The organism is Alcanivorax sp. DG881 (assembly GCF_000155615.1).
Classification (GTDB): Bacteria; Pseudomonadota; Gammaproteobacteria; order Pseudomonadales; family Alcanivoracaceae; genus Alcanivorax.
Genome location: NZ_DS989915.1, coordinates 2,637,340 through 2,660,010, shown reverse-complemented (window position 1 = coordinate 2,660,010; position 22,671 = coordinate 2,637,340). Strand labels below are relative to the sequence as shown.

Annotated in this window: 25 protein-coding genes; 6 read left to right on the top strand and 19 right to left on the bottom strand. The window is 56.8% G+C overall.

Annotated features, from left to right (window positions below; all coding sequences use genetic code 11):
* Positions 1–81 precede the first annotated feature (81 nt).
* Entirely contained in the window at positions 82–1,650 is a 1,569-nt protein-coding gene (locus ADG881_RS12030) for a phospholipase D family protein (protein ID WP_156790405.1), read from the top strand.
* 49 nt (positions 1,651–1,699) lie between these two features.
* On the opposite strand, the gene ADG881_RS12025 is transcribed toward ADG881_RS12030, so the two are convergent.
* Entirely contained in the window at positions 1,700–2,239 is a 540-nt protein-coding gene (locus tag ADG881_RS12025) for a DinB family protein (protein ID WP_007148367.1), read from the bottom strand.
* A 13-nt stretch (positions 2,240–2,252) separates the two neighbouring features.
* A complete protein-coding gene (locus tag ADG881_RS12020) occupies positions 2,253–2,498 on the bottom strand; it encodes a hypothetical protein (RefSeq protein WP_007151595.1) in 246 nt (81 codons plus the stop codon).
* Positions 2,499–2,748: 250 nt separating this feature from the next.
* Between ADG881_RS12020 and ADG881_RS12015 the strand changes: the two genes are divergently transcribed.
* The 4 genes from ADG881_RS12015 to ADG881_RS12000 are packed head-to-tail and all read left to right on the top strand — an operon-like array spanning position 2,749 to position 7,103.
* The gene (locus ADG881_RS12015) at positions 2,749–3,540 is read left to right on the top strand and encodes a DUF3348 domain-containing protein (protein ID WP_232211724.1); all 792 of its coding nucleotides are present in this window, start codon (positions 2,749–2,751) and stop codon (positions 3,538–3,540) included.
* Positions 3,537–5,783 (top strand): DUF802 domain-containing protein, encoded by a 2,247-nt coding sequence (locus ADG881_RS12010; RefSeq protein ID WP_007151481.1) that lies wholly within the window; start codon positions 3,537–3,539, stop codon positions 5,781–5,783. The genes ADG881_RS12015 and ADG881_RS12010 overlap by 4 nt, the downstream gene beginning before the upstream one ends.
* Positions 5,783–6,421, top strand: a complete 639-nt coding sequence (locus tag ADG881_RS12005; RefSeq protein WP_007149668.1) for an OmpA family protein — start codon at positions 5,783–5,785, stop codon at positions 6,419–6,421. Before ADG881_RS12010 ends, ADG881_RS12005 begins: the two co-directional genes overlap by 1 nt.
* Entirely contained in the window at positions 6,411–7,103 is a 693-nt protein-coding gene (locus tag ADG881_RS12000; RefSeq protein ID WP_007151129.1) for a DUF2894 domain-containing protein, read from the top strand. The genes ADG881_RS12005 and ADG881_RS12000 overlap by 11 nt, the downstream gene beginning before the upstream one ends.
* 213 nt (positions 7,104–7,316) lie before the next feature.
* Here the strand turns inward: ADG881_RS12000 and ADG881_RS11995 are convergent, their stop codons facing one another.
* The 13 genes from ADG881_RS11995 to ADG881_RS17760 form a co-directional block, all read right to left on the bottom strand.
* Positions 7,317–9,401: a BCCT family transporter gene (locus ADG881_RS11995; RefSeq protein ID WP_007149994.1), complete on the bottom strand. Its 2,085-nt coding sequence runs from the start codon at positions 9,399–9,401 to the stop codon at positions 7,317–7,319.
* Positions 9,402–9,480: 79 nt separating this feature from the next.
* Entirely contained in the window at positions 9,481–10,053 is a 573-nt protein-coding gene (locus ADG881_RS11990; protein WP_007151388.1) for a DUF502 domain-containing protein, read from the bottom strand.
* A 133-nt stretch (positions 10,054–10,186) separates the two neighbouring features.
* The gene (locus ADG881_RS11985) at positions 10,187–10,564 is read right to left on the bottom strand and encodes a VOC family protein (protein ID WP_007151050.1); all 378 of its coding nucleotides are present in this window, start codon (positions 10,562–10,564) and stop codon (positions 10,187–10,189) included.
* 108 nt (positions 10,565–10,672) lie between these two features.
* Positions 10,673–11,446: a type I methionyl aminopeptidase gene (gene map / locus ADG881_RS11980; RefSeq protein ID WP_039926704.1), complete on the bottom strand. Its 774-nt coding sequence runs from the start codon at positions 11,444–11,446 to the stop codon at positions 10,673–10,675.
* Positions 11,439–11,645 (bottom strand): ParD-like family protein, encoded by a 207-nt coding sequence (locus ADG881_RS11975; protein ID WP_028303883.1) that lies wholly within the window; start codon positions 11,643–11,645, stop codon positions 11,439–11,441. The genes map and ADG881_RS11975 overlap by 8 nt, the downstream gene beginning before the upstream one ends.
* Before the next feature lie 159 nt (positions 11,646–11,804).
* On the bottom strand, positions 11,805–12,197 hold the full coding sequence (locus ADG881_RS11970) for an SMI1/KNR4 family protein (protein ID WP_039926702.1): 393 nt from the start codon (positions 12,195–12,197) through the stop codon (positions 11,805–11,807).
* Between the two features lie 110 nt (positions 12,198–12,307).
* Entirely contained in the window at positions 12,308–12,556 is a 249-nt protein-coding gene (locus tag ADG881_RS11965) for a hypothetical protein (RefSeq protein ID WP_039926699.1), read from the bottom strand.
* A 95-nt stretch (positions 12,557–12,651) separates the two neighbouring features.
* Positions 12,652–13,458, bottom strand: a complete 807-nt coding sequence (locus ADG881_RS11960; protein WP_050760155.1) for a hypothetical protein — start codon at positions 13,456–13,458, stop codon at positions 12,652–12,654.
* A gap of 64 nt (positions 13,459–13,522) precedes the next feature.
* The gene (locus ADG881_RS11955) at positions 13,523–14,365 is read right to left on the bottom strand and encodes an IS3 family transposase (RefSeq protein WP_232211766.1); all 843 of its coding nucleotides are present in this window, start codon (positions 14,363–14,365) and stop codon (positions 13,523–13,525) included.
* An 11-nt stretch (positions 14,366–14,376) separates the two neighbouring features.
* Entirely contained in the window at positions 14,377–14,745 is a 369-nt protein-coding gene (locus ADG881_RS11950; protein ID WP_232211718.1) for a transposase, read from the bottom strand.
* 103 nt (positions 14,746–14,848) lie between these two features.
* Positions 14,849–15,301 carry a hypothetical protein gene (locus ADG881_RS11945; RefSeq protein ID WP_039926697.1) on the bottom strand — a complete coding sequence of 151 codons (453 nt, stop codon included), beginning with the start codon at positions 15,299–15,301 and terminating at the stop codon, positions 14,849–14,851.
* 61 nt (positions 15,302–15,362) lie between these two features.
* Positions 15,363–15,698, bottom strand: coding sequence for a hypothetical protein (locus ADG881_RS11940; RefSeq protein WP_039926695.1), 336 nt, complete (start codon positions 15,696–15,698; stop codon positions 15,363–15,365).
* Between the two features lie 103 nt (positions 15,699–15,801).
* Entirely contained in the window at positions 15,802–16,050 is a 249-nt protein-coding gene (locus tag ADG881_RS17760) for a hypothetical protein (protein ID WP_232211723.1), read from the bottom strand.
* Between the two features lie 337 nt (positions 16,051–16,387).
* Here ADG881_RS17760 and ADG881_RS11935 point away from each other — a divergent pair, with 337 nt between their 5' ends.
* Positions 16,388–17,374, top strand: coding sequence for an integron integrase (locus tag ADG881_RS11935; protein ID WP_007148552.1), 987 nt, complete (start codon positions 16,388–16,390; stop codon positions 17,372–17,374).
* A gap of 389 nt (positions 17,375–17,763) precedes the next feature.
* On the opposite strand, the gene gcvPB is transcribed toward ADG881_RS11935, so the two are convergent.
* The 4 genes from gcvPB to gcvT form a co-directional block, all read right to left on the bottom strand.
* Positions 17,764–19,230 carry an aminomethyl-transferring glycine dehydrogenase subunit GcvPB gene (gene gcvPB / locus ADG881_RS11930; RefSeq protein WP_007150901.1) on the bottom strand — a complete coding sequence of 489 codons (1,467 nt, stop codon included), beginning with the start codon at positions 19,228–19,230 and terminating at the stop codon, positions 17,764–17,766.
* Positions 19,227–20,603: an aminomethyl-transferring glycine dehydrogenase subunit GcvPA gene (gene gcvPA, locus ADG881_RS11925; RefSeq protein ID WP_007151582.1), complete on the bottom strand. Its 1,377-nt coding sequence runs from the start codon at positions 20,601–20,603 to the stop codon at positions 19,227–19,229. The genes gcvPB and gcvPA overlap by 4 nt, the downstream gene beginning before the upstream one ends.
* 146 nt (positions 20,604–20,749) lie before the next feature.
* Positions 20,750–21,136 (bottom strand): glycine cleavage system protein GcvH, encoded by a 387-nt coding sequence (gene gcvH / locus ADG881_RS11920; RefSeq protein WP_007151349.1) that lies wholly within the window; start codon positions 21,134–21,136, stop codon positions 20,750–20,752.
* 184 nt (positions 21,137–21,320) lie between these two features.
* Complete coding sequence (gcvT, locus tag ADG881_RS11915) at positions 21,321–22,400, bottom strand: glycine cleavage system aminomethyltransferase GcvT (RefSeq protein ID WP_039926692.1); 1,080 nt, start codon at positions 22,398–22,400, stop codon at positions 21,321–21,323.
* Positions 22,401–22,671 lie beyond the last annotated feature (271 nt).

The following is a 22,671-nucleotide window of genomic DNA, read 5'->3' as shown; positions in this document are numbered from 1 at the left end:
CCCGTTCCCTGTTTGCGTTCAGTTTGAAATTATTGCGCTGTTGCGCTTTGATAATCGCAGACTTGCTGCGATGACTCCACCATGCCTCATATGCCACCCCTGATCGGGCTATTACTGATCACCCTGCTCTCCACCGCCTGCCAGGCACAGCCCGGCTATGACCCAGGCAGCCGCCCTGCCAGCACCGCCCTGCCCAGCCCAGCGGAGGGGCCTATCGCCGCAGGCCTGGAACAACTTCACGCAAACCCCGAGCATGAAGATCAATCCGGCTTTTACCTGTTGCACGAAGGGCTGTCCGCCTTTGTGGCACGCGTTGCCCTGATCGAAGTGGCCCAGTCCTCGCTGGATCTGCAGTACTATATTGTTTCCGACGACACCTCGTCGCGCATCATTGTCGCAAAATTGCTGGAAGCAGCAGATCGGGGTGTTCGGGTACGTCTTCTGGTCGACGATCTGGGCACGCGTGTGGCAGAGCCCCTCGTTGCCACCCTCGAACAACATCCCAACATTCATATCCGCATTTTCAACCCGGTTGCTGCCCGCAGCGGCATTAGCCGGGCGTTTCAAATGGCCAGACACTTCGGGCGCACCAACCACCGCATGCATAACAAATTGATGGTGGCAGACGGCAGCGTCATGATCACTGGCGGGCGCAATCTGGGCGACGAGTATTTTTCCAATACCAATGTGGATTTTCAGGATGTGGATGTGATGGCCGTGGGCAAGATTGTCCCTGACGGTGTTGCCAGTTTTGATCAGTACTGGAACACGCCCGCCTCGGTGCCGATCAATCGCGTTCTTGATGCCGACGATGCAGACATGGACCTGCCCACCCTGCAACGCACGCTGCTCCGCTTTCTGGATGAACAAAAGAACAGCGAATTTGCCAGCGCCCTCTCCGGCTCCAGCCTGGGCCGCCGGCTTGTGGAAGGGAAAGTGCCACTGGACTGGGGGCAGGCTACCCTCTATGCCGACCCACCGGAAAAAGCCACCGCCCGCGACACACTGAGCCGCGATGACTATCTGGGCGCCTCTCTCAAGACCATTCTCGAAAGCGCCCGGCAACGACTGCAGATCAGTTCGGCGTATTTTGTACCCGGCGATGCCGGAGTGGCATTGTTCTCGGCACTGTCTGAACGCGGCGTAAACATTGGCATTCTTACCAACTCACTCAGCACCACCGACGTGGCCATCGTGCACAGTGGTTATGTGAATTACCGCAAACCGCTACTGGAAAATGGCATCACCCTGTGGGAGCTTCGCGCCGAAGCCGGGCAACAGGAACGCATTCACTGGTTCAAGGGAAAATCCCGCGCCAGCCTGCACGCCAAAACCTTTGTGATTGATGACGACCGCACCTTCATCGGCTCCGTGAACCTGGACGGCCGCTCGATTTTGCAAAATACAGAAGTTGGTTTATTGATTGAAAGCGAATCACTGAATCAACAACTCAGCCAGCTGTTTGCCAGCTGGGTCAGCGACGATTCAGCGTGGCATGTCAGCCTTGATGACGAGGGAGAACTGCAATGGCAGGCGAGAGATGCAGACGACCACACCCCACTGACCCTGGACCACGACCCTGAGACGTCCCGCTGGCAACGCATGAAGGTGTGGATGCTGTCGTGGCTGCCCATTGAATCGCAAATTTGACGCTGACCTGTAGCAACCCGCTACGGGTTAGCGTCGTCAGCTTTTTTGTTCACTGCAACTCATCCGGAATACGCACCAGCAAGTCCGTCACGCCAACATCCACACCCGCTTGCGACAGCAACGTGGTCACCTGCCCGCGGTGATGAGTCTGATGATTGAAAAAATGCGTCAGCAAGCTACCGAACCGTCGCCGCGCCGCAACACCCTTGCTGTTACGATACGACAGCAGGTAATCCAGATCGGCGTCACGTAAATCGCCACACCAATCCACTATTTGTTGATCCAGCCATAGCCGGTGCAAATGCAGTTCGGCAAAGGTCTCCCGCACGGGGGCATCCAGCGCCGGCGGTGTGGGCAGCAGGGTGATCGGCGCAAGGCTGTCGATACACGCAGGATGCACCGCAAACCGCTTCAACCACAGCGTGTCCGCCACCAGCAAATGATTCAGCGTGTTCTCAATGGAACCGAAAAAAGCGCCCCGGTCTTCCTGGCGCACGGCCTCAGGCAGGGTGGCGGTGGCCTCATAGAGGCGCCCGTTCATCCATTGGTTATAGTCCGCCAGCATGCGGATGGCGCTCAACTCACTCATGACACCCTGCGTTTTACTGGTCTGTTGCCGAATCGGTGCAAAACGCCTCGAACCCGGCCTGGGTATTGTCGAAGCCGCGGGCCTCAGCCAGTTCCCACGGGCGCTCACAGGCCCCGGTAGCCGGGCACCACTGATAACCCGCAGAAGGCAGGCAGCCGAAACGATCACGGTCACCACCTGCCACCTTGTCCGGCTCGCAGCCGCTGAGTAGTCCCGCTACCAGCAGCAGGGCAGGCATCGCCGTCGTCATTGCCTTCATATCACACTCCTTTGCTTGTCGATTCATCGGTTTTGGCAGAGGCGCTCGTCACCTCTCTCCGCCCTGCCCCCAGTCTACGACGGATTTCGCAACTCATCTCTCAACCGACCAGCGCATTATCATCGCCGGCCTTTCCCGATTAGAATGGGCGGCTGGCCCACCGATCCATTCCAATCGGCACAGGCAGCGCCTCGCTGCGGCCACCGACAAGCCCGTTTTTACAGTACCTGCAGTCGCCATGGACAACAGTATGCATAGGACGCAAACACCCGCGCAAACCGGCCCCGCCGGCAGCCGGCTGGTACAGCTGCTCGCCAGCCTGGACCCGAAAGCCGCCGCGTCCTCTCACCCCTGTTTTGCCGAACGGCTGGGACGCCTGTTTGACCTGTCCGACACCATTGCCCTGGATGCCGCCACCCAGCACCGTCCCAACGGCCCGTTTACCCCCCGGGACGATATCACCGACACCCTGCAGGCCGACCTGCTGAAAACCCGTAACACCCTGCTGGAGAACCTGAGCCACAGCTTCGCCGGCAAACAGGCGGCTTCGGTGATCAGCCTGCCCACCGTCGATCTCGACGCCCCGGCAGACAAGCGCCCCAGCTTTGGCCCCTACGAACGCTTCCACCAGGCCCACCAGCGGCAAATGATCGCCGCACTGACCAACCTGCGCCTGCGCGCCCGCCGCCAGCTCACCGCACACAGTGCCGAGCTGGCACGGCTGGCCGAGCTGGATGCGGTGTTCGAGCACAGCCTCTCGGCCTACGTTCGCCGCTGCTTTACCGCCCTGCCCGCCTTTCTGGAAAAGCGTTACCGCACGCTCTGGCAGCAGGGCCAACACACACCACCGCAGGACTGGATGGCCGCCAACGGCTGGCTAGCGCAGTTCTGTCAGGAAATTCAAATGCTGTTGCTGGCTGAACTGGACGCCCGCCAGGAGCCCATTCTGGGCCTGCTGGGCGCAGCCACCGCCGCGTCCTGCGACGCAACCACCGGCTCCACGTTCGCCGACATTGATCACAAGGAAAGCACCACCCCATGAGACGTTTTTTATTTGCTCTGCCCTTTGCCCTTGGCGCCGTGGCCGTTATCTGGATTGGCGCCACCTTTTTGCGCAATCCGGTGGCCCTCACCGTTACCCTGCTGATCGCCGCCGTCTACGGGCTCGGCTTTCTGGAACTGCTGCGCTATCGCCGCGACACCGCCCGGCTGGATCAACAACTGCAGCAGCTCCCCGAGCCCGATGCCGGCCGGGACTCCCTGACCCGCTGGCTCACCGACCTGCCCGGCACGTTGCGCCATGCCGTGCAACGCCGCGTCGACGGCCATCCCGCCGCCCTGCCCGGCCCGGTGTTGACCCCTTACCTCACCGGCCTGCTGGTGATGCTCGGCCTGCTCGGCACCTTTGTGGGCATGATCGTGACCCTGAAAGGCGCCGCCACCGCCCTGGACGGCAGCAGCGAACTGACCGCCATCCGCAGCGCCCTGTCCGCGCCCATCGCCGGCCTGAGCCTGGCCTTCGGCACCTCCATTGCCGGGGTAGCCGCCTCCGCCATGCTGGGGCTCACCGCCACCCTGTGTCGCCGCGATCGCATGGACGTATCCCGCCAGCTCGATGATGCGGTGGATGGCCAGCTGTACCGCTTTTCCCTGAACCATCAACGTGAAGCCGCCTACGCCGCCCTGCAAAGTCAGTCACAGGTGTTCCCGGAACTGGTCACCGCCCTGCAGACCCTCACCGGGCGCATGGAGCAAATGGGCGAGCAGCTCACCGGCAATCAACAAGCCTTCCACAACGGACTCCAGGAGCAATACCAGGGACTGGCACGCTCCGTGGGCGACTCCCTGCGTGACACCCTCGCCGACAGCAGCCGCCTGGCGGCGGAAAGTGTGCAACCGATCATGGCCCAGTCACTGGCCAGCCTCAGCGAGCAGGTTCAGGGCACCCACGAAAAGCTCAACGCCATCACCGAACAGCAGCTCGGCACACTCACCGAGCGCTTCCGCGACACCACCGAAAACGCCGCCGAACAATGGCGCGCCGGCCTCGCCGAGCACCAGCAAACCAGCGCCCGGCTGGTCAACGACATCAGCACCTCCCTGGCCGCTCACCACGACCAGTTCCAGCACAACAGCAACACCCTGCTGCAACAGGTCCGCGATACCCAGCAACAACTGGGCAGTGCCAGCGAGCAACAGCTGGCCAGCATCACCGGTGAATTCCAGGCCGCCACCCGTCAGGCACTACAAGACTGGAACGCCGGACTGGAAGCCCACCGGGCCAGCGGCGCGGACCTGCTTGAACAGCTACAGAGCAGCCAACAGGCCGTAGCCGAACACAGCGAGAAGCAGTTTGCCGCCATCGCCGGACAATTCCAGGCCAGCACCGAACAGGCCGCCCAGCACTGGCAAACCGGCCTCGGCGAACAACAGCGCACCGTGGCCACGCTGGTCAGCGAGATTCGTAGCGCCCTGCACGAACACAACAGCGAATTCCGCGACAGCGCCGCCGGGCTGCTCAGCGGCCAGCAAACCGGCATGGATAGCCTGATCACCCAGCTGGGTGAACAGTTGAATGCCCTGCGCGACCAGGAAGCGGCCCGCGGGGACGCCGCCAGCGAACGCCTGGCCGGGCTGGAGGCCACCGTCACCGAGCATTTGGGCCGCTTGGGCACCGCCCTGGAAGCCCCCATGACTCGCCTTATCGAAACCGCTTCGGAAACCCCCAAAGCAGCCGCGGAAGTGATCACCCGTCTGCGCGAGGAAATGACCCATAGCAGCGAGCGGGATAACGAACTGCTGGAAGAGCGCCGCCGCATCATGGCCGAGCTGGACACCCTACTCACTGGCCAGCAAGCCGCCGCCGGCGCCCAACGCGACGCCATCGACACCCTGATCCGCACCTCCAGCGAGACGCTCAGCCAGGTCAGCGACACCTTCTCGCAGCAGGTCAGCGACCAGGCCAGCCGCCTTAATCAGGTGGCCGGCGACGTCACCGGCAGCGCCGCCGAAGTGGCCAGCCTCAGCGACGCCTTTGCCGCTGCCGTGCAGGTGTTCAGCAGCGCCAACGACACCCTGCTGGACAACCTGCAGCAGGTGGAAACCTCGCTGGAGAAATCGTCCGCCCGCGCCGACGAGCAACTGGGCTATTACGTGGAGCAGGCCCGCGAGGTAATCGAGCTGAGCATGGCCTCACAGAAAGACGTGATCGATGCCCTGACCAGCCTGCGCCATAGCGAAGCGCCTGCGCAGGATGGCCAGCGCCCGGCTTCCGAGGTCAATTGATGGACGAATTACACGACAGCGATGCCCAGGCCTCGCCGGTCTGGGCCATCTTCTCGGATCTGATGGCCGCCCTGGTGGGCATTCTGGTGCTGTTGCTGGTGTGGGTGATCGGCATCCAGCTGGAACTGAGCCAGTCCCTGGAGCAGGAAAAAGCCAAACGGCTGGCCGAAGAACAGCGCCGCATGGCACTGGAAGAAGCGCTGGCCGACCCGTTGGCCAGCGGCCGGGTGACCTTTCACAACGGCCGCATCGGCATCAGCGGCAGCGTGCTGTTCCAGCTCAACTCCGACCAGCTGCAACCGGAAGGCGAAGCCCTGCTCAGCGACCTGGTCAAACCGCTACAGGTGTTCCTCAGCCAGCATGACGACATGCTCATGGTCAGCGGCTTCACCGACGACCTGCCCATCAACCGGGGCAACGGCCGTTACGCGGATAACTGGGGCTTGTCCGCCCAGCGAGCACTTACTGTCACCCGCACCCTGATCGAACAGGGCATGCCGGCCGACCAGGTTTTCGCCGCCGCCTTCGGCGACAACCAGCCGGTGGCCCCCAACGACGACGCCGACAGCCGTGCCCGTAACCGCCGGGTGGAGCTGACCACGGTGCCAAGGCAGAGCGAGGAAGCCGATGCACCCTGATCACGTCGCGCCCTCGCCCACACTCGGCGCCCTGCTGGATCGGCTAACCGCTCTGCGTGAACAGGGCGCGGAACATTTCGAGCCTGTGCAGTTCCATTACCTAGACAGCCTGGCCCAGCGGCTGGCTGCCCTGCCTGAGCCCCCCATCGGCACACAGGGCAAACTGGCCGCCCAACTGGCCGAGTACGAAGATGCGCTGCATCAGGCAAAAGAGACCCTGCAACGCGCCGGGGAACCCACCGACAACCCCGGCCAGTTCCGTTCCCTGCTACGGCGGCGCCAGCCGGCACAAGCGTCACCGTTTGCGCCCTTACAGCAGGCTTATAGCAACCCACCAACGGATGACAGCCCGGAAGAGGGCAACACCCTGGCAGGCTTGCTGAAACAACAGGAAACCCGGGTACTGGCAGATAATGGCGCCAGCGCCCCTCCCCCGCCGCCCAGGCAGCGGGAGCTGAGCGCCCTGCGCCAGCTTCGCCACCAGCGCCAGGCACACCGGGCACGCCAGCGCATCGACGATGCCATCACCCAGACCCCCAGCGACGCCGGCCCGCTCAACTCCCACCGGCTGGTCACCCGCTCCATCGAAACCCTGCGCGAGCTGTCGCCTGCGTATCTGGAACACTTCGTGAACTATCTGGATACCCTGATGAGCCTGGAAAAACTGGCGCGCAAACGCTGAACTCTCACCCTTCGAGTTTTGACGACCCTAAATGTTGGATTACGCCTTTCAGGCTAATTCAACCTACAAAACCAGAGAGTCGTCTGGTTTTGCAGGTCAGATTTACCCAAGGGCACAGAGAGCCTAAAGGCGTAATCCGACTTCGCCCTGAAACGAAAGACGCCCCAACATGTGGGGCGTCCAGCCGATAACAGCGTTTCGGTTAGTGCCTCATTACACCGGCTTTACGCTGCCATCGTCTTCTCCGTCATTGCCTTCACTGTCGTCACCGGGCTGATCGCGCAGCAGATCGTCGTGCTCCGCCATTTCCCAGGGCAGCTTGCCCGGGGCCACATTCAGGAAGTGCAGGTAGTTTTCAAACTGGTCGAGCATGTCGCGGATGATATCCACCTCATCGTAACCGAACACATCGTAGGAACGGCCACCACGACGCAGGAACACCTCGGCGCGGCAATACTCATGGGCATCGCTCACCTTGGCCTCGCGGCTACTGTAGGCATATTCCGGCACCGGCGTGGTAATCAGGCGGATGTCATAGATAAAGCCCACATGCTCATCGCGGTTCACCACCAGCTCGGCACGGATAAACTGCTCGTCGAAATTCACCGTGGCATCCCAACCGGCCTTGCGTAGCTCTTCCACTACCTTGTTCATGCTGGACATGGCCGTTTCACGAATAAAGGATTCCACCTCCTCGCGGGTGGGGTAACGGATCATGGCGGTGAGGCGATGGCGCCACTGGCTGCCGGTCATATGCCGGCTATGGGCCATGTGCGCCTGCAAACTGGTTTCCCGATGCCCCTCGATCACCAGCGCCCGCCACATCCCCACGGCGGCCAGCAGAATGATGATCGCAAACGGCAACGCACTTACCATGGTCATGGTTTGCAGTGCGCTCAAACCGCCGGCCAACAACAGCACAGACGCGATGGCGCCTTCCAGTACCGCCCAGAAAATCCGCTGCCAGGCCGGGGTTTCCAGCACACCACCGGACGCCAGGGAATCCACAACAAGCGAGCCGGAATCCGACGACGTCACAAAGAAGGTCACAATCAGGCACACCGCCAGGAACGACACCAGCGTGGACCAGGGCAAGTGATCAAACAGCTGGAACAGCGCCACCGCCTTGTCCGCCTGCACCTGAGTGACCAGCTCGGTATAGCCTTGTTCCATGATCGCGTTCAGTGCCGTATCGCCAAACACCGAGAACCACAGGAAGGTAAAGATACTGGGCACCAGCATCACCCCGACCACAAACTGGCGAATGGTCCGGCCACGGCTGATTTTCGCAATAAACAAGCCCACGAAGGGCGCCCAGGCGATGGTCCAGCTGAAAATAAACAGGGTCCAGTTGCCGATCCAGTCACTGTGGGTGTAGGCCTGCAGGTTGAAAGTGCGCTCGACAATATTGCTCAGGTAGCTACCCGTGTTCTGCACAAAGCTTTCCAGAATATGCACCGTCGGGCCAACCACAAACACAAACAGCATCAGCACCACGGCCAGCACCATGTTCAGAATCGACAGACGTTTCACGCCCTTGTCCATCCCGGCCACCACCGACACCGTCGCCAGCGCGGTAACAATGACAATGGCGCTGATCTGCACCGTGTTGCCCACCGGAACATCCCACAGGTAATTCAGCCCGGCATTAATCTGCGCCGCAGACAGGCCCAGCGTAGTCGCAATACCAAACATGGTGCCGAGAATGGCAAACACGTCGATGGCATGGCCGATCGGGCCGTAAATTTTTTCACCAATAAGGGGATAAAACGCCGAACGCATGGACAACGGCAAACCGTGACGGAAAGCGAAATATGCCATCACCAGGCCGACCAGGCCGTAAATCGCCCAGATATGAAAGCCCCAGTGGAAGAATGCAATCTGCATGGCCTGTTTCGCCGCATCCACCGTTTGCGCAGCGCCCACTGGCGGTTCGGCATAATGCAGCACGGGCTCGGCCACACCAAAGAACAACAGCGCGATGCCATAACCCGCCGAAAACAACATGGCGAACCATTCCGGAAACGAATACTCCGCTTCACAATGGTCGGGCCCCAACTTGATGTTGCCCCAGGAAGTCAGGCTGATGCCGACGATAAAAATAAAGAACAGTGCCACCACCAGCATATAGAACCAGCCGAAGTTAACGGTGATCCAGGACTGGGCAGCCGAAAACGCCTCCCCCGCCAGCTTCGGATCACTGATGGTCCCAATAATCAGTAATAACGCAACGATAACCGCCGGCACGAACACCGGCACAAGAATGGTTGAATTTCGCAACACAGCATTCTTCGCCATACAAAACATCCCTATTCGGCAAACAGACTGGTCAGTGGTAGCCGCACAAACCCCAGGTTCTCTATGACCATACAGACCGTTAACTCGCCTTTCCAGCACCCCGCTCACGGCCCAGGTTACGAATATAACTCACCGCCTGCGGCATACTGATGGTCAGCCGTTCAACACGATCCGCGGCGACCCGAATCAGCGAACCCGACCAGGGATCCGGCGCACCAGGCAGATAAATCGTCACCTCGCCGTCATCGCCGCGCCCCACCTCAAAACACAGTTGCGAATAATCATCAAAACGCACCTGCACCGGCACCATTAATGCCTCGCCGCTTGCGTCCAGCGACAAGGACTGGGAAAAGGATTTGATAAAGGCATAACCGGGCAACAGCATTAACAGCCCATCGAGACGATGGTAAAACCGCCGCGCCACCCGGCTCATGGCAAACAGGCCAGCGAGGAAGCACACCAGCACCATCGCCAAAACGGCCACCAGGTCCGCCACCGCAACCCCGCCAATCGACTCCAGTGGCACAAAGCGCTGCACCGGCGCCGCCAGGCGCGACATAAGCTCAAACGCCTTGCCAAACACCACCATGAGCACAACAACCGGGATAAGAAATGCCACCCCGCCAATCAAGGTTGCCTTGAGAAAATGCATCCGTTCATCCTCATTGCTGAATGACTTCTGGATAGCATATTAATGGCCGGGGAACTAGCGGGGAGGGGACGTGTTCACTAAAACGAAGAATGAGGGGCCTGGCGTGCAGCCCCGTAAGTCGTATCGGCCTAATTTACGGCCCGTCTGAATCAATATCTTCACCAAACATGATCCGGTGACCGTCCGGTGTGGCTACGCCAAACTCACGCAATCCCCATGGCTTATCCGCGATCTCCTGAAAAATATCAGCGCCACGCTTCTGATAATCCTGGTAAAGGTCGTCGATGGACTCACAGTTCACATAGGCGAAATACGAATGTTCATTGGTATCACCGGCAGACATTTCGTCCGGGCAATGGCCTACCATTAGATGAAAACTGCCCAGGCTCAGGAAGGACCAACCATCCACACGAAAACGCACCGAGAATCCAAGCTTGTCCAGAAAGTAGTTTTCCGTGGCTTCGAGATCCTTGACTGCCAGCACATGCTGGGTTGCTTTTACTTTAAACACCGGTGATTCCTTTCAGGGGTTTACTTGGCGGCATAACGCCCGCAGCACGCGCGACTTTTCAGTGAAGGCGTAGCCGCAACGGAAAAGCCGTCGACGTGCCTGCGATTGTTAAATTCGTTCTTCGGCTCTGAGCGTCAGAACCTCGTAACCATCGGAGGTAACGGCGACCGTATGCTCCCACTGAGCAGATAATTTCTTATCGCTGGTGACAACGGTCCACCCATCTTTCTTCAACTTAACCTTGGCCTTACCCTGGTTAATCATGGGCTCTATTGTAAACACCATCCCTTCCTTCAGAGCCAAACCTTTACCGGGCTGGCCATAGTGCAGAACCTGTGGCTCTTCATGCATTTCTCGCCCAATTCCATGCCCACAATATTCGCGAACAACAGAATAGCCATGCTTATGGGCGTGACTCTGAATGGCATGACCAACATCACCAAGGGTCGCGCCAGGCTTTACAATCCGGATCCCCTCCCACATTGCCTCATAGGTCTTATCGACCAAACGCCTAGCGATCGGAGTCACGTTACCGATCATGTACATTTTGCTCGAGTCAGCTATAAATCCGCCCTGCTCCAACGTTATATCAACGTTGATAATATCACCTGATTTCAGCTTTTGAGTGGTTGAAGGAACACCATGGCATACAACGCGATTTACAGAGCTATTCAGAACATACTGATACCCATACTGACCTTTACTCGCTGGTCGAGCATGTAGCTGATCTATGATAAACCTCTCCGCCAAATCGTTGATATCCATCGTTGAGACACCAACTTCGATACGGCCATCAAGGTAATCAAAAACCCTTGCCAGAAGCCGACCGGACTCCCGCATTACACCCAATTCTTCGGCACTTTTCAGTTTTATGCTAGCCACCGACAACCTTCCTTAGGTCTACTTCGGCCAGCTTCATTTGGTCTCGCATGATGTCAGAAAAAGTCATGCTGGGATTCGCCTCGGCGAGCATGCCAATCTTTATCCAATACTCAGCCTGAGCATTGATAGAGCGAACCATAACTGAGCTCGCCTTGCGAATCTCCCCATGTAGTTCGTCGTCAATCTTAACTATTCCCATAGCAAGCCCTCTATATACGATATATATACGAATCATATATCGCTAATGTCTGGCTGGCAACATGGTCAGTGAGGAATTTAACGCAGAGCACAGCGGCAGCCTGCGGCGAAGCCGCGTCTAGGCTGTCCAGCCCCGAAGGGGCGATGCTGGTGCGTTTTGTTATAGCTTTTCGATTTCATTAAATGTTGCCGCTAACTCTTGCAGTTCTCCGGTTTCGTGAAGCCACAAAAACACTTTGTTTAGTAACTGGCCCGACTCTTTGATGAATACCATTTGATCGCCTAGACCGTTGTTTGCAATTGCTATCGCTCCTTCTGGGAAATTGCCAAAGCCTTTACATGACTCAGTTTCATTGATTATGTGATTGCAAGTACGTGAAAGCCTCTTTTTATCAGAGGTATCTCTAATGGGGTAAAACTCCCAATCATCCTCTTCTGTTGATGCTTCCCCGCCATTATCCAATTTCATTGCTTCACGATATTCGTACGGCAATTTTGCTCCCAATTCTTTTTCAGTTTGGGCTAATTGATCTTCTGACAAGTTAAAAGGCACTTATGTCTCCGAGGCTATAACGCCCGGCGCAGCAGGCAAATTGGAGCGACGAAGGAGCGGAAATTTGGTCTGCCTGCCGCCGCTTGTTATGTGAACTGCCTGCGTAGTATTTAGCCATTATCTTTATCTCTTTTAAGTAGCGCCCTTGATAAAGCGAGCAAAGCCACCCCGAGTAAAAGAGCCAATAGCCCCTCATTTTCAGCCATCTCCGCTGGCACAATTCGATTGTATGCACCTGGCTCACGACCTATGACGAGATCAACGGCTGACTGCCAAAAGCCAACCGGAAGAAGGCCTAAAAAATGGAGGGCTGCATAAATAATGCATAGAACTCCCAACCCAAAAGAAAACCACTTCATCAGCCTGCACCTAGCCCGAGCACACATAACGCCTGGGCTCAGCGGCCGATTTGGAGGCGCGCCGCGCCGGAAAAGCGGTCCGCTGCAGCCCCTGGTTAAGTTGCATTTTCCACCATATTCTCGAATTGGGACTGGTATTTTTCCAGTTTTTTGGGGTTACAATCCGGGCATACAAACGGCTTGCGTTTACCTATGACCATTGCCTGACCAGAGCCGCAGTTGCTGCACTTTAGTCCACTGTAGATATAGGGGGCAAAATGGGTACATTTAACGTCACCACATTTGGCTTTTAAAGCTGCATATTCTTCCGTTGGAAATTGGTTTGATACCTGTAGCTCCTTGAGACTGCGCAGATGTTCTACGAAAGCGAGACTTTCATCTGCAACTTTCAAATTGGTGATATGCAGTAATTCGAGGTGTTTCAAGTTACCAAGCGGTGAAAGCGTATCCAGCTTTAAAGCTGTATCCATACTCCCGGTCAAGCAGAGCATTTCCAGACCCTCAAGCGATGCTATCTCATCTATGCTTCTGACCTTAGGAAAGTGCTCTAACCCCAGAACACGAAGTGATTTCAGAGCAGATAATTCCGTCAGCTTGCTCGCCTTAGTATTCCCCCAGATTAGAAGCGTTCGGAGGTCCGGAAAGTTACTCAGTATTGAAAGCGTTGGCGTACGAAGGTCATGAATGATTAAGATCTCGACTCTATCCATCTTTGGTACAAGAGCTGCTTGCTTTTCATTGACCCCAGAAAGCCAGAGACACTTCAGCGCAGAGAATTTCTCTAAGGCCGCTATATTTTTGGACTTGCCAAAACAGGCAATATATCTCGAATCAAGCGGTAGCTCAGATAAATCATCTGATACGGCAGCTTCTGATTTTGTAAGCTCAAAAGGGAACTGCATTACTTTCCTTGCAACTTAACGCTGCGAGCAGCGGCGTGATCTGCTACCACTTTCGTGGACACTTTCAGGCACACGCCCGCACATAGCTTGCCGGACTTTGGTACCCAATCCCAGAGTGAAGCCGCTCGCGATTATAGAATTCGATAAACTCAACAATCCCGGCAACCGCTTCAATATCATTCTCAAACTTACGCAGATGAACCAATTCCGTCTTTAGTGTATGGAAGAACGACTCCACCATCGCATTATCCAGGGGCGTTGTCTTTCGGCTCATACTCCTGCGCAATCCCGCAGCAGCCACCAGATCTCGATATGCATGAGCGGCATATTCAATGCCCTGATCCGAGTGAAAAACACAACCCAAGCGAGGCTGCTCACGTGACAGCGCCATTCTTAACGCACTCTTGGTCAGCTCGCTGTTTCGCTTACGGCTGAATGACCAACCCACAACCCTGCGGCTATATAGATCCACGACTACCGCGTGATAAAGCCAACCCGAGCCCGTTCGGATATAGGTAAAGTCTCCGGCCCAGTGCTTGCCCTCACTGTCAGCAGATTCCTCCGCCCCCAGCACATTCCCTGCTGAACTGTAGAACTCATGCCTTCCGGGATTCCAGACGTACAATCCTTTGCTGGAAGCATGAATTCCGGCTTCTTTCATCAACCGCGATACCCGACGGACACTGCAGGTGAAGCCATTTTTGCGGAGTTGCTGGTGAAGTCGTCTAGCGCCATAGGCTCGCCGAAATCCCTGATGCAGCTCGACCATGGCCTCTTTCAGCCTTCCGTCATACTGACTTCGCTCACTCTCAGACCGTGAACGCCAGGCATAATAGCCACTCCTCGACACGCCAAGAAGCTGACATAAACGACGCACATTCCGACCTTGGCGGTTCTTCTCAACCAGCTCATAGAGCCTTACTTTTTCCGCTGGAAGAACCGCTCGGCCTTTTTTAGTAAATCGATCTCATCGTTTCGGTTTTCAAGCTCTCGCTCGAGCTTTTTGATGCGCTTTTCAGCTGCCGCGAGCTTCTCCTCTGCTTCCTTCGCAGGATCCGCTCTGCTGGCACGACGTTTCGGGGGTGGCGATGACGATTTCATGTGCTTGTTCTCCCTGAGCTCCCCTCGCCGGTGCTCCATCTGCCAGCGATAAAGCATGACCGGGTGGATACCCAGAGACTCTGCCACATCCTTGGACCTAACGTCAGGGTGATTAGCTAATTTAACGGCTTGGAGTTTATAAGCCAGGGTATAACGGTCGTAATTTCTCTTTCTTGTGTGTCCCACACTACACCTCTCTTATGAACAGAAAACTCTGTCCACAAAAGTGGTTACAGATCAGCGAGCGTTAGCGAGTCCAGCTGCGTAGCAGCGATGCAACATTGCCTTGTTAAGTGCTGACATTGGCACAATTGACCTGCAATTCTTTTGAAATAGAATCTTGGAATTTTCCCGTAAGAAACTGGCCCCATGTTCTTCCTTCGACAAATTCACCCTTCTTGGGGTCGACAAAGAAAACACTTTGTACAATTGCCCATTGGTTATCTACTTTGGCGACATAATCTTTAGGAGATAAGTTTTCTTTGGTAATGCCGGGACAAAGTATTACTACCTGAACGCCTAAGTCCCACAGCAAAGGAAAGAAACCTACCTTAAAAGCAACTCTGGTTCTTAAACTGCTTATGTAAGAATTAATATCACTTGGAATCTCTGGCAGCTGAACAACACAAACAGCCCGGTTGGTATTAATAGTTTGCCTTTTCAAAAGGCAGATACACTCGGGGATTTTATCTTTATATCCCTGAACAGCTTTGAAATCATGCTCACTTAATGATAATTGCATTGACTATTTCCTATAAGCACTTAACGCCGGCCATCATGCGCTTGTCGCATGCATGGCATTGTTAGGTGTTGAATACAATGTACGCTCCAGGTAGCTCAAGCGCCTCGGGGCTATTGGCAGCCTCACTGGTTAATGGAACAATAAATTCCACACCCGACCCAAACCGAATAATGAAGTGCAGTCCCTCAAAGAGCCCGGCCTCTTGAATTGACTGGCCAATCTGGGACACCAATTTATCGCAAAACCCCACGTCAGCTTGATCAATAGTGGCCCCTGAAGGCAGGCTAAGCTTAGGAGTATTAAAAACGGTTACCCGCTGCTCTTGAAAATGAAGCTGAATATAGTCATGAACAAAACACACTTGTGAAAGCGGCTCGCCACAATCCAGTTGATTCATCATAGACACCTAACGCCCCGCGCAGCGGGCAAATTGTAGCGAGGAACGAGCGGATATTTGATCCGCCTGCCGCGGCTTGTTATGTGAATAGCTTGCCCAATAATCACCCATTATCTTGGCCTCTTTTCAGTGGCCACCTTGATAAAGCGAGAAAAACCACCCCGAGCGAAAGAGCCAATAGCCCCTCATATCCAGCCGTCTCCGTTGGCACAATTTGATAATATGCATCTGGCTCACGACCTATGACCAGATCAATAGTTGACTGCCAGAAATCAACTGGAAGAAGGCCTAGAAAATAGAGCCCGGCATAAATAATGCAAAGAACTCCCAACCCAAACGAAAACCACTTCATAAAGCCACACCTAGCCTTCGTACACATAACAGCGTATTAGTTAGAACGTTCCGCATAACTCGGCTCCTCATAACTCTGAAACCAAGGAGCGTCGTCCCGAGGAAAATCCTGCCATAACAATAGGTTAAGATGCTATAGCCAATCTCCTACACGGAGTTATGCGGAACGTTCCTCATAACTCTGCACTCCGACAGCCAAGTCCTTTTTTTATTTTCCCCATATACATCAACAAGATAGCCATGAGGCAAGCATCATGATTTCGAAATAAACGCTGCTTCCGTTGAAAAAGGGCAGGGCAACTGCACTATACTGTCATTTTGAACAGTAAGGAGTTGTCATGGATGACATCCCTCACCCTCTTCCTGCAAAGCCAGTAAAGCTGATGGACCAGTTCCGGTTTTGGCTCAGGCAAAACCAGTACAGCTATCGTACAGAACAGACCTATGTACTCTGGGTGGTTCGATACATCCGCTATAATCAACTGCGCCATCCTTCTACCATGGGGGCCAAGGAAATACAGGCATTCCTGTCCTATATGTCTGTCCAGCGGCATTGCAGCCCCTCAACTCAGAAAATTGTTCTGAATGCTTTGAATTGTTTCTATCGTCGATTTTTGCAGCAGGATTATGGTGAATTGAATTTTCGCCAATCCAAGCGTAAACCTCGAATTCCTGCTGTTTTTTCTGAGCAGGAAGCTCAGGCGGTGATCGCCTTGCTCTCTGAACCGTCTCAACTTATCTGTGAACTGCTTTATGGCGCAGGACTAAGGGTGTCAGAAGCACTTCGCATTCGTATCAAGGATCTCGATTTTGATCGGATGATCATTACTGTGCATCAAGGTAAAGGCGACAAGGACAGGAGAACACTGCTCCCCAAGTCTTGTGAGGAGCGTCTGCGCCAGCAAATCGCAATTGCATCCAACCTTTATGAGATGGACCGAAAAAATGGCGTTGGCCCTGCCTGGATGCCGCATGCATTGAGCCGAAAATATTCAGGGGCAGGCTCGCAACGAATCTGGCAATTTATCTTCCCCTCCAAAGAGCCCGCCAGAGATCCTGAAACCGGCATTATCCGCCGCCATCACTATCATCAGGACAATGTTCGCAAGCATGTAAAGCAGGCAGCCGCTGAAGCAGAGATCACCAAACTCTGTGGCCCCCACACCTTCCGCCATTCGTTCGCCACTCACTTGCTGGAAAAGGGTTACGACATACGCACCGTCCAAGAGCTACTGGGCCACAGCGACGTGTCCACCACCGAGCGCTATCTGCATGTGATGAATCGAGGAGGCCTGGGCGTGATCAGCCCACTGGATCGGGGTTAGGCGGGCGGACTGGGTCTGACCTCCGACGGTTCTTGCCCTAAAAAAATAAAATCTTCATTGCGGGTTTGAAGGAATGTGCCACTCCAGCGCTTTACTCCACCCTGAGTGAAATCGATGCCAGGTGGGAGATTCAGCTTGCCGAACGAAGGGTCTTTGATCCTGGGTTTTGTTCGCCCCTCCAGCGGGGCTCCTACAGCGAGAACAGCAATACTCCGAAATCCACCCTCCGTGAACTCTGAGCCCTCTGTGGTAAATCCGCTTTTGATCTTTGCGTGCTGCATGTTGCGTAAAGCGTGTTGCAGCCGCGAAGCGGCATAAAAAAACCCGGCTTTCGCCGGGTTTTAATCACTTCATGCGTGTTGCACGAAGCCTGTTGCGTGCTGCGTCTCTTATTCGCTCCAGGTCAGATCCAGCTCGCGGGCCGCCTTCACATCATCCAGGCGACGGACCGGTTGGGTGAAGGGCGCTTCTTTCACCATGTCCGGTTCGGTTCGCGCTTCTTCCAGGATGGCGGCCATGGCGTCCACGAACTCGTCCAGGGCTTCCTTGCTTTCGGTTTCGGTGGGCTCGATGAGGAAGCACTCCGGCACCAGCAGCGGGAAGTAGGTGGTGGGCGCGTGCTGGTTGTAGTCCAGCAGGCGCTTGGCGATATCCATGGCGGTGACACCCAGCTCTTTCGCTTCTTTGGCAAAGGTGAGGATGAACTCGTGGCTGGCGCGGCGATCCGGGTAAGCGGCGGTGCAGCCTACGGCCTCCAGACGCTTGAGCAGGTAGTTGGCCGCCAGGGTGGAGAATTCGCCCACGCGGATCATGCCTTCGCGGCCCAGGGAGCGAGCGTAGAAATAGGCGCGCAGCAGCACACCGGCATTGCCCATGAAGGCACTGAGGTGACCAATACTGGTATCCAGAGTATCGGTATCGATCCAGTGGTAGCTGCCGTCGTCCCGCTGGCCAGCCATGGGTGTGGGCAAGTAAGGCAACAAACGCTCGGACACACCCACCGGGCCGGCACCGGGACCGCCGCCGCCGTGTGGGGTGGCGAAGGTCTTGTGCAGGTTCATGTGAATAACGTCGAAGCCCATGTCACCGGGGCGAACTTTACCGAGGATGGCGTTCAGGTTGGCGCCATCGTAATAGAGCAGCCCGCCGGCTTCGTGGACGGCTTTGGCGATATCTTCAATCTGCCGTTCGAACACGCCACAGGTGGACGGATTGGTCATCATCAGGCCGGCGGTCTGTGGGCCGCAGGCTTCTTTCAGGGCGTCCAGGTCCACGTCGCCATCCGGGCCGACCGGCACTTCACGGACCTTGTAGCCACACATAACGGCAGTGGCCGGGTTGGTGCCGTGGGCGGCGTTGGGGATCAGGATTTCAGTACGCTGATCGTCGCCACGGGCATCGTGGTAGGCACGGATCATGGCCACGCCGGCAAACTCACCCTGGGCACCGGCCATGGGGGCGAGGGAGACGCCTTTCATGCCGGTGACTTCTTTCAGGAAGTTTTGCAGTTCGAACATGCAGCTAAGGAAACCCTGGCTGTGGCTTTCCGGCGCCAGCGGGTGACGATTGAGAAAGCCCGGCAGCATGGCGGCCCGGTTGGCACCACGGGGGTTGTACTTCATGGTGCACGAACCCAGCGGATAGAACTGCTTGTCGATGGCGAAGTTCTTGCTGGACAGGTTGGTGTAGTGGCGCACCACCTGCATTTCAGACACTTCCGGCAGGCCCGGCTTTTCCTTGCGACGCAGGTGCGCAGGAATGGCGGACAGCTTGTCCTCCGCCAGCGCCTTGGGCGCCTGGGAGGTGGCGCTACGGCCCGGGTGAGACAGTTGGAAAATCAGTTGTGTCTCGCTCATGCCATTTCCCTCCACTCGTTGAGGACACTCTTCAGGGCTTGTTCGAACAGCTGCAAATCCTGCTCGGAATGGACCTCGGTGGCGTTCACCAGGATCGCATTGTTCATGTCATAGTCGCCGGCCAGGCTCACACCGCCCAGCACGTCTTTCTCGGCCAGGGCCGCCAGCACCTGATCCGCCGGTTTCGGCAGGGTCAGCACCACTTCGTGGAAGGTGGGCGCGGTGAAGGCACGCTCTACACCGTCGATGGCGGTGAGCTTGTCGGCCAGCGCCTGGGTGTTGGCATGGCAATGGGCCGCCACATTGCCGAGGCCGTCCGGCCCAAGCAGGGAGGTATAAATGGTCGCCGCCGTCATGGCCAGGCCCTGGTTGGTACAGATGTTACTGGTGGCCTTGGAGCGGCGAATATGTTGTTCGCGGGCCTGCAATGTCAGGGTGAAACCCTGCTTGCCTTCCATATCCACGGTGCGGCCGATGATCCGGCCCGGCATTTGCCGAACGTGTTTTTGCTTGCAGCACATGAAGCCGAAGTACGGACCACCGGAGGACAACGGCACACCCAGCGGCTGCCCTTCACCCACAACGATATCCGCACCTTCTGTGCCCCATTCACCGGGAGGCGTCAGCAGGGCCAAAGAGGTGGGGTTCACCACACCGATGACCAGCATCTTGTTGGCATGGGCCCAGTCGGTGAGCGCATCCACTTCTTCCAGTGAACCGAAGAAGTTGGGCTGGCTGATCACCAGCGCCGCATAGTCTTCGCCTTCAAAGTCTTTCAGGGCATCCAGCGGGGTCTGCCCGGTAGCGGCATCAAACCCGACCCTTTGCAGCGCCACGTCCTGATTCTCCACAATGGCCTGGGTGGCGCTGGTGTAGCGCGGGTTCAAGGCAGTGGGCACCAGCACCTTGCGGGACTTGCTCTTGCGATTGGCACGCAGGCTCATCAGCACCGCTTCGGCCAGACCGGAAGCACCGTCGTAGACGGAGGCATTGCTCACGTCCATGCCGGTGAGGCGAGTCATCAGGGTCTGGAATTCGTAGATCACCTGCAGGGTACCCTGGCTGGCCTCCGCCTGGTACGGGGTGTAAGCCGTGTAGAACTCACCCCGAGTGGCAATTTCCCATACCGCCGCCGGCACGTGGTGCTGGTAAGCACCGGCACCGATGAAACTGACCGCGCCGGCATCCTGGGCAGCACGGTCGCTCATCAGCCGGTTCACTTCCATTTCGCTCAGGCCTTCTGGCAAAGCATCGAGCTTGCCAGCGGCTTTCAGGTGCGCAGGAATCTCATCGAACAAATCTTCGATGCTGTCGGCGCCAATGGCGTCGAGCATGGCGCGAACGTCATCGGGGGTATGGGGGATATAGGGCATGGGGGGCTACCTGATGGTGTTGGTGTTGGCTGTCAGGCCACGGCATTCTGACGCCGGCCTGACGCTTGACGCCGAACGCCTGACGCTAAAACCCAAAGCGTCGTGCGTCCGGCGTCTGGCATCCGGCTGCGAAAACGGCTACGCCGTTATTCGCTATCGATCTGCGCCTGGTACTGGTCGGCGGTGAGCAGGTTGTCCAGCTCTCCTTCGTCGGTCAGCTGCACTTTGAACAACCAGCCGCCTTCATAGGGAACGTTGTTGACCAACTCCGGCTCATCTTCCAGTGCTTCGTTGATTTCAACGATTTCACCGGACACCGGGCTGTAGATGTCGGAGGCCGCTTTCACGGATTCCACCACACCGGTTTCATCACCGGCGGCCACCACCTGGCCCACTTCCGGCAGTTCCACATAGACCAGATCGCCCATGGCATCCTGAGCGTGGTCACTGATACCGACGGTGGCAACACCGCCTTCTACCTTGGCCCATTCGTGGCTGGCGGCATAACGCAGCTCGGCTGGAATCTCGCTCATTGTTGTCTCCTTGGTTTAACGCTTCACGCGGCATGCTGCACGCATGACGCCGAAATCTGTATGTTCTGCAGGCTTGTCGTTGAAGCCATGCCTGGGTGCCAATTTCTTCGTCATGCAAGCATGACTTCCCACAAACCCCAGTCCAGTTCAGATGCCGTGGGAAGCGATGCTTGCATCGCGAATGCTACAGCTCTTTATAAACTACCTCGCCATTACGCACGAACGGCGGCTTGACCACCTGTGCAACCTGGCGCTTGTTGCGGATTTCCACATCGACCTTGCCGGTGGCGCCAGCGGGCAACCGCGCCAGGGCGATGGATTTCCCCAGTGTGGGCGAGAAGGTACCGCTGGTGATTTCCCCTTCTTCGCCATTGGCCAGCAAGACTTTCTGGTGGGCGCGCAACACGCCCTTGCCTTCCAGAATCAGGCCCACCTGTTCGCCATGGCCGTTTTTCTGCTGGTTGAGCAGTGGCTGGCGACCGATGAATTCCCGGTCATTGAGCATCACCGTCCAGCCCATGTTGGCTTCCCACGGCGTAATGGTGTTGTCCATATCGTTGCCGTACAGGTTCAGCCCTGCTTCCAGGCGCAGGGTGTCACGGGCACCCAGGCCGATGGGGGCAACGCCAGCGGCCAGCAACTGGCCCCACAGGGTCACCGCATCCGCGTTGGGCAGCATGATTTCCACGCCGTCTTCGCCGGTGTAGCCGGTGCGGGCGATCATCCAGTCACCGTCCTGCGCGAAGGCAAAAATTTTCAGGCTGCTGACCGCCTCGGCACGGGCGCCGCTGAGCAGCTCCGCAAGGATTTCACGGGCCTTCGGCCCCTGAATCGCCAGCATGGCCAGTTCCGGGCGCTCGTGGATATCCACGGCAAAACCGCCGGCCTGCTTTTCCATCCAGTCCAGGTCGGTCTCACGGGTCGCGCAATTTACCACCAGTCGGTAGCCATTGTCCTGTTTATAGACGATAAGGTCGTCGATCACGCCGCCATTGTCGTTAAGCATGCCGGTGTACAGGGCGCGGCCCGGATCAATGCGGTCCACGTCGTTGGCCAGCAGCTGGCGCAGGTAATCACGGGCACCGGCGCCAGCAATATCCACCACGGTCATGTGGGAGACATCGAACACGCCGGCATTTTGACGCACGGCGTGATGCTCTTCGATCTGGGAGCCATAATTGATCGGCATATCCCAGCCGCCGAAGTCCACCATCTTGCCGCCAGCAGCGAGATGGGCGTCGTATAAAGCTGTGCGGTGAGCCATAAAAAGCACCATGGAACGAGTGAGTGGGGAATTATATCGACACGGGGCCGGGCGGCATAGGCTGGGCCGGGAATCCGTATCCACAAAAAGGTTCATCGCGAAATTGAGTGATAAGCGGATTTCAGGGGTTATCTCTTTGCCCGGCCCTGACAACCGCTGGACGCCGGATGCCCGACGACAGACGCTTGCATGCAAAACCTGAAAACCTTGGCATCCCTCAAAAGAGGTGCCGAATAGCGACAACCATTCAGGCTATGGGGTGTTCCGTCGG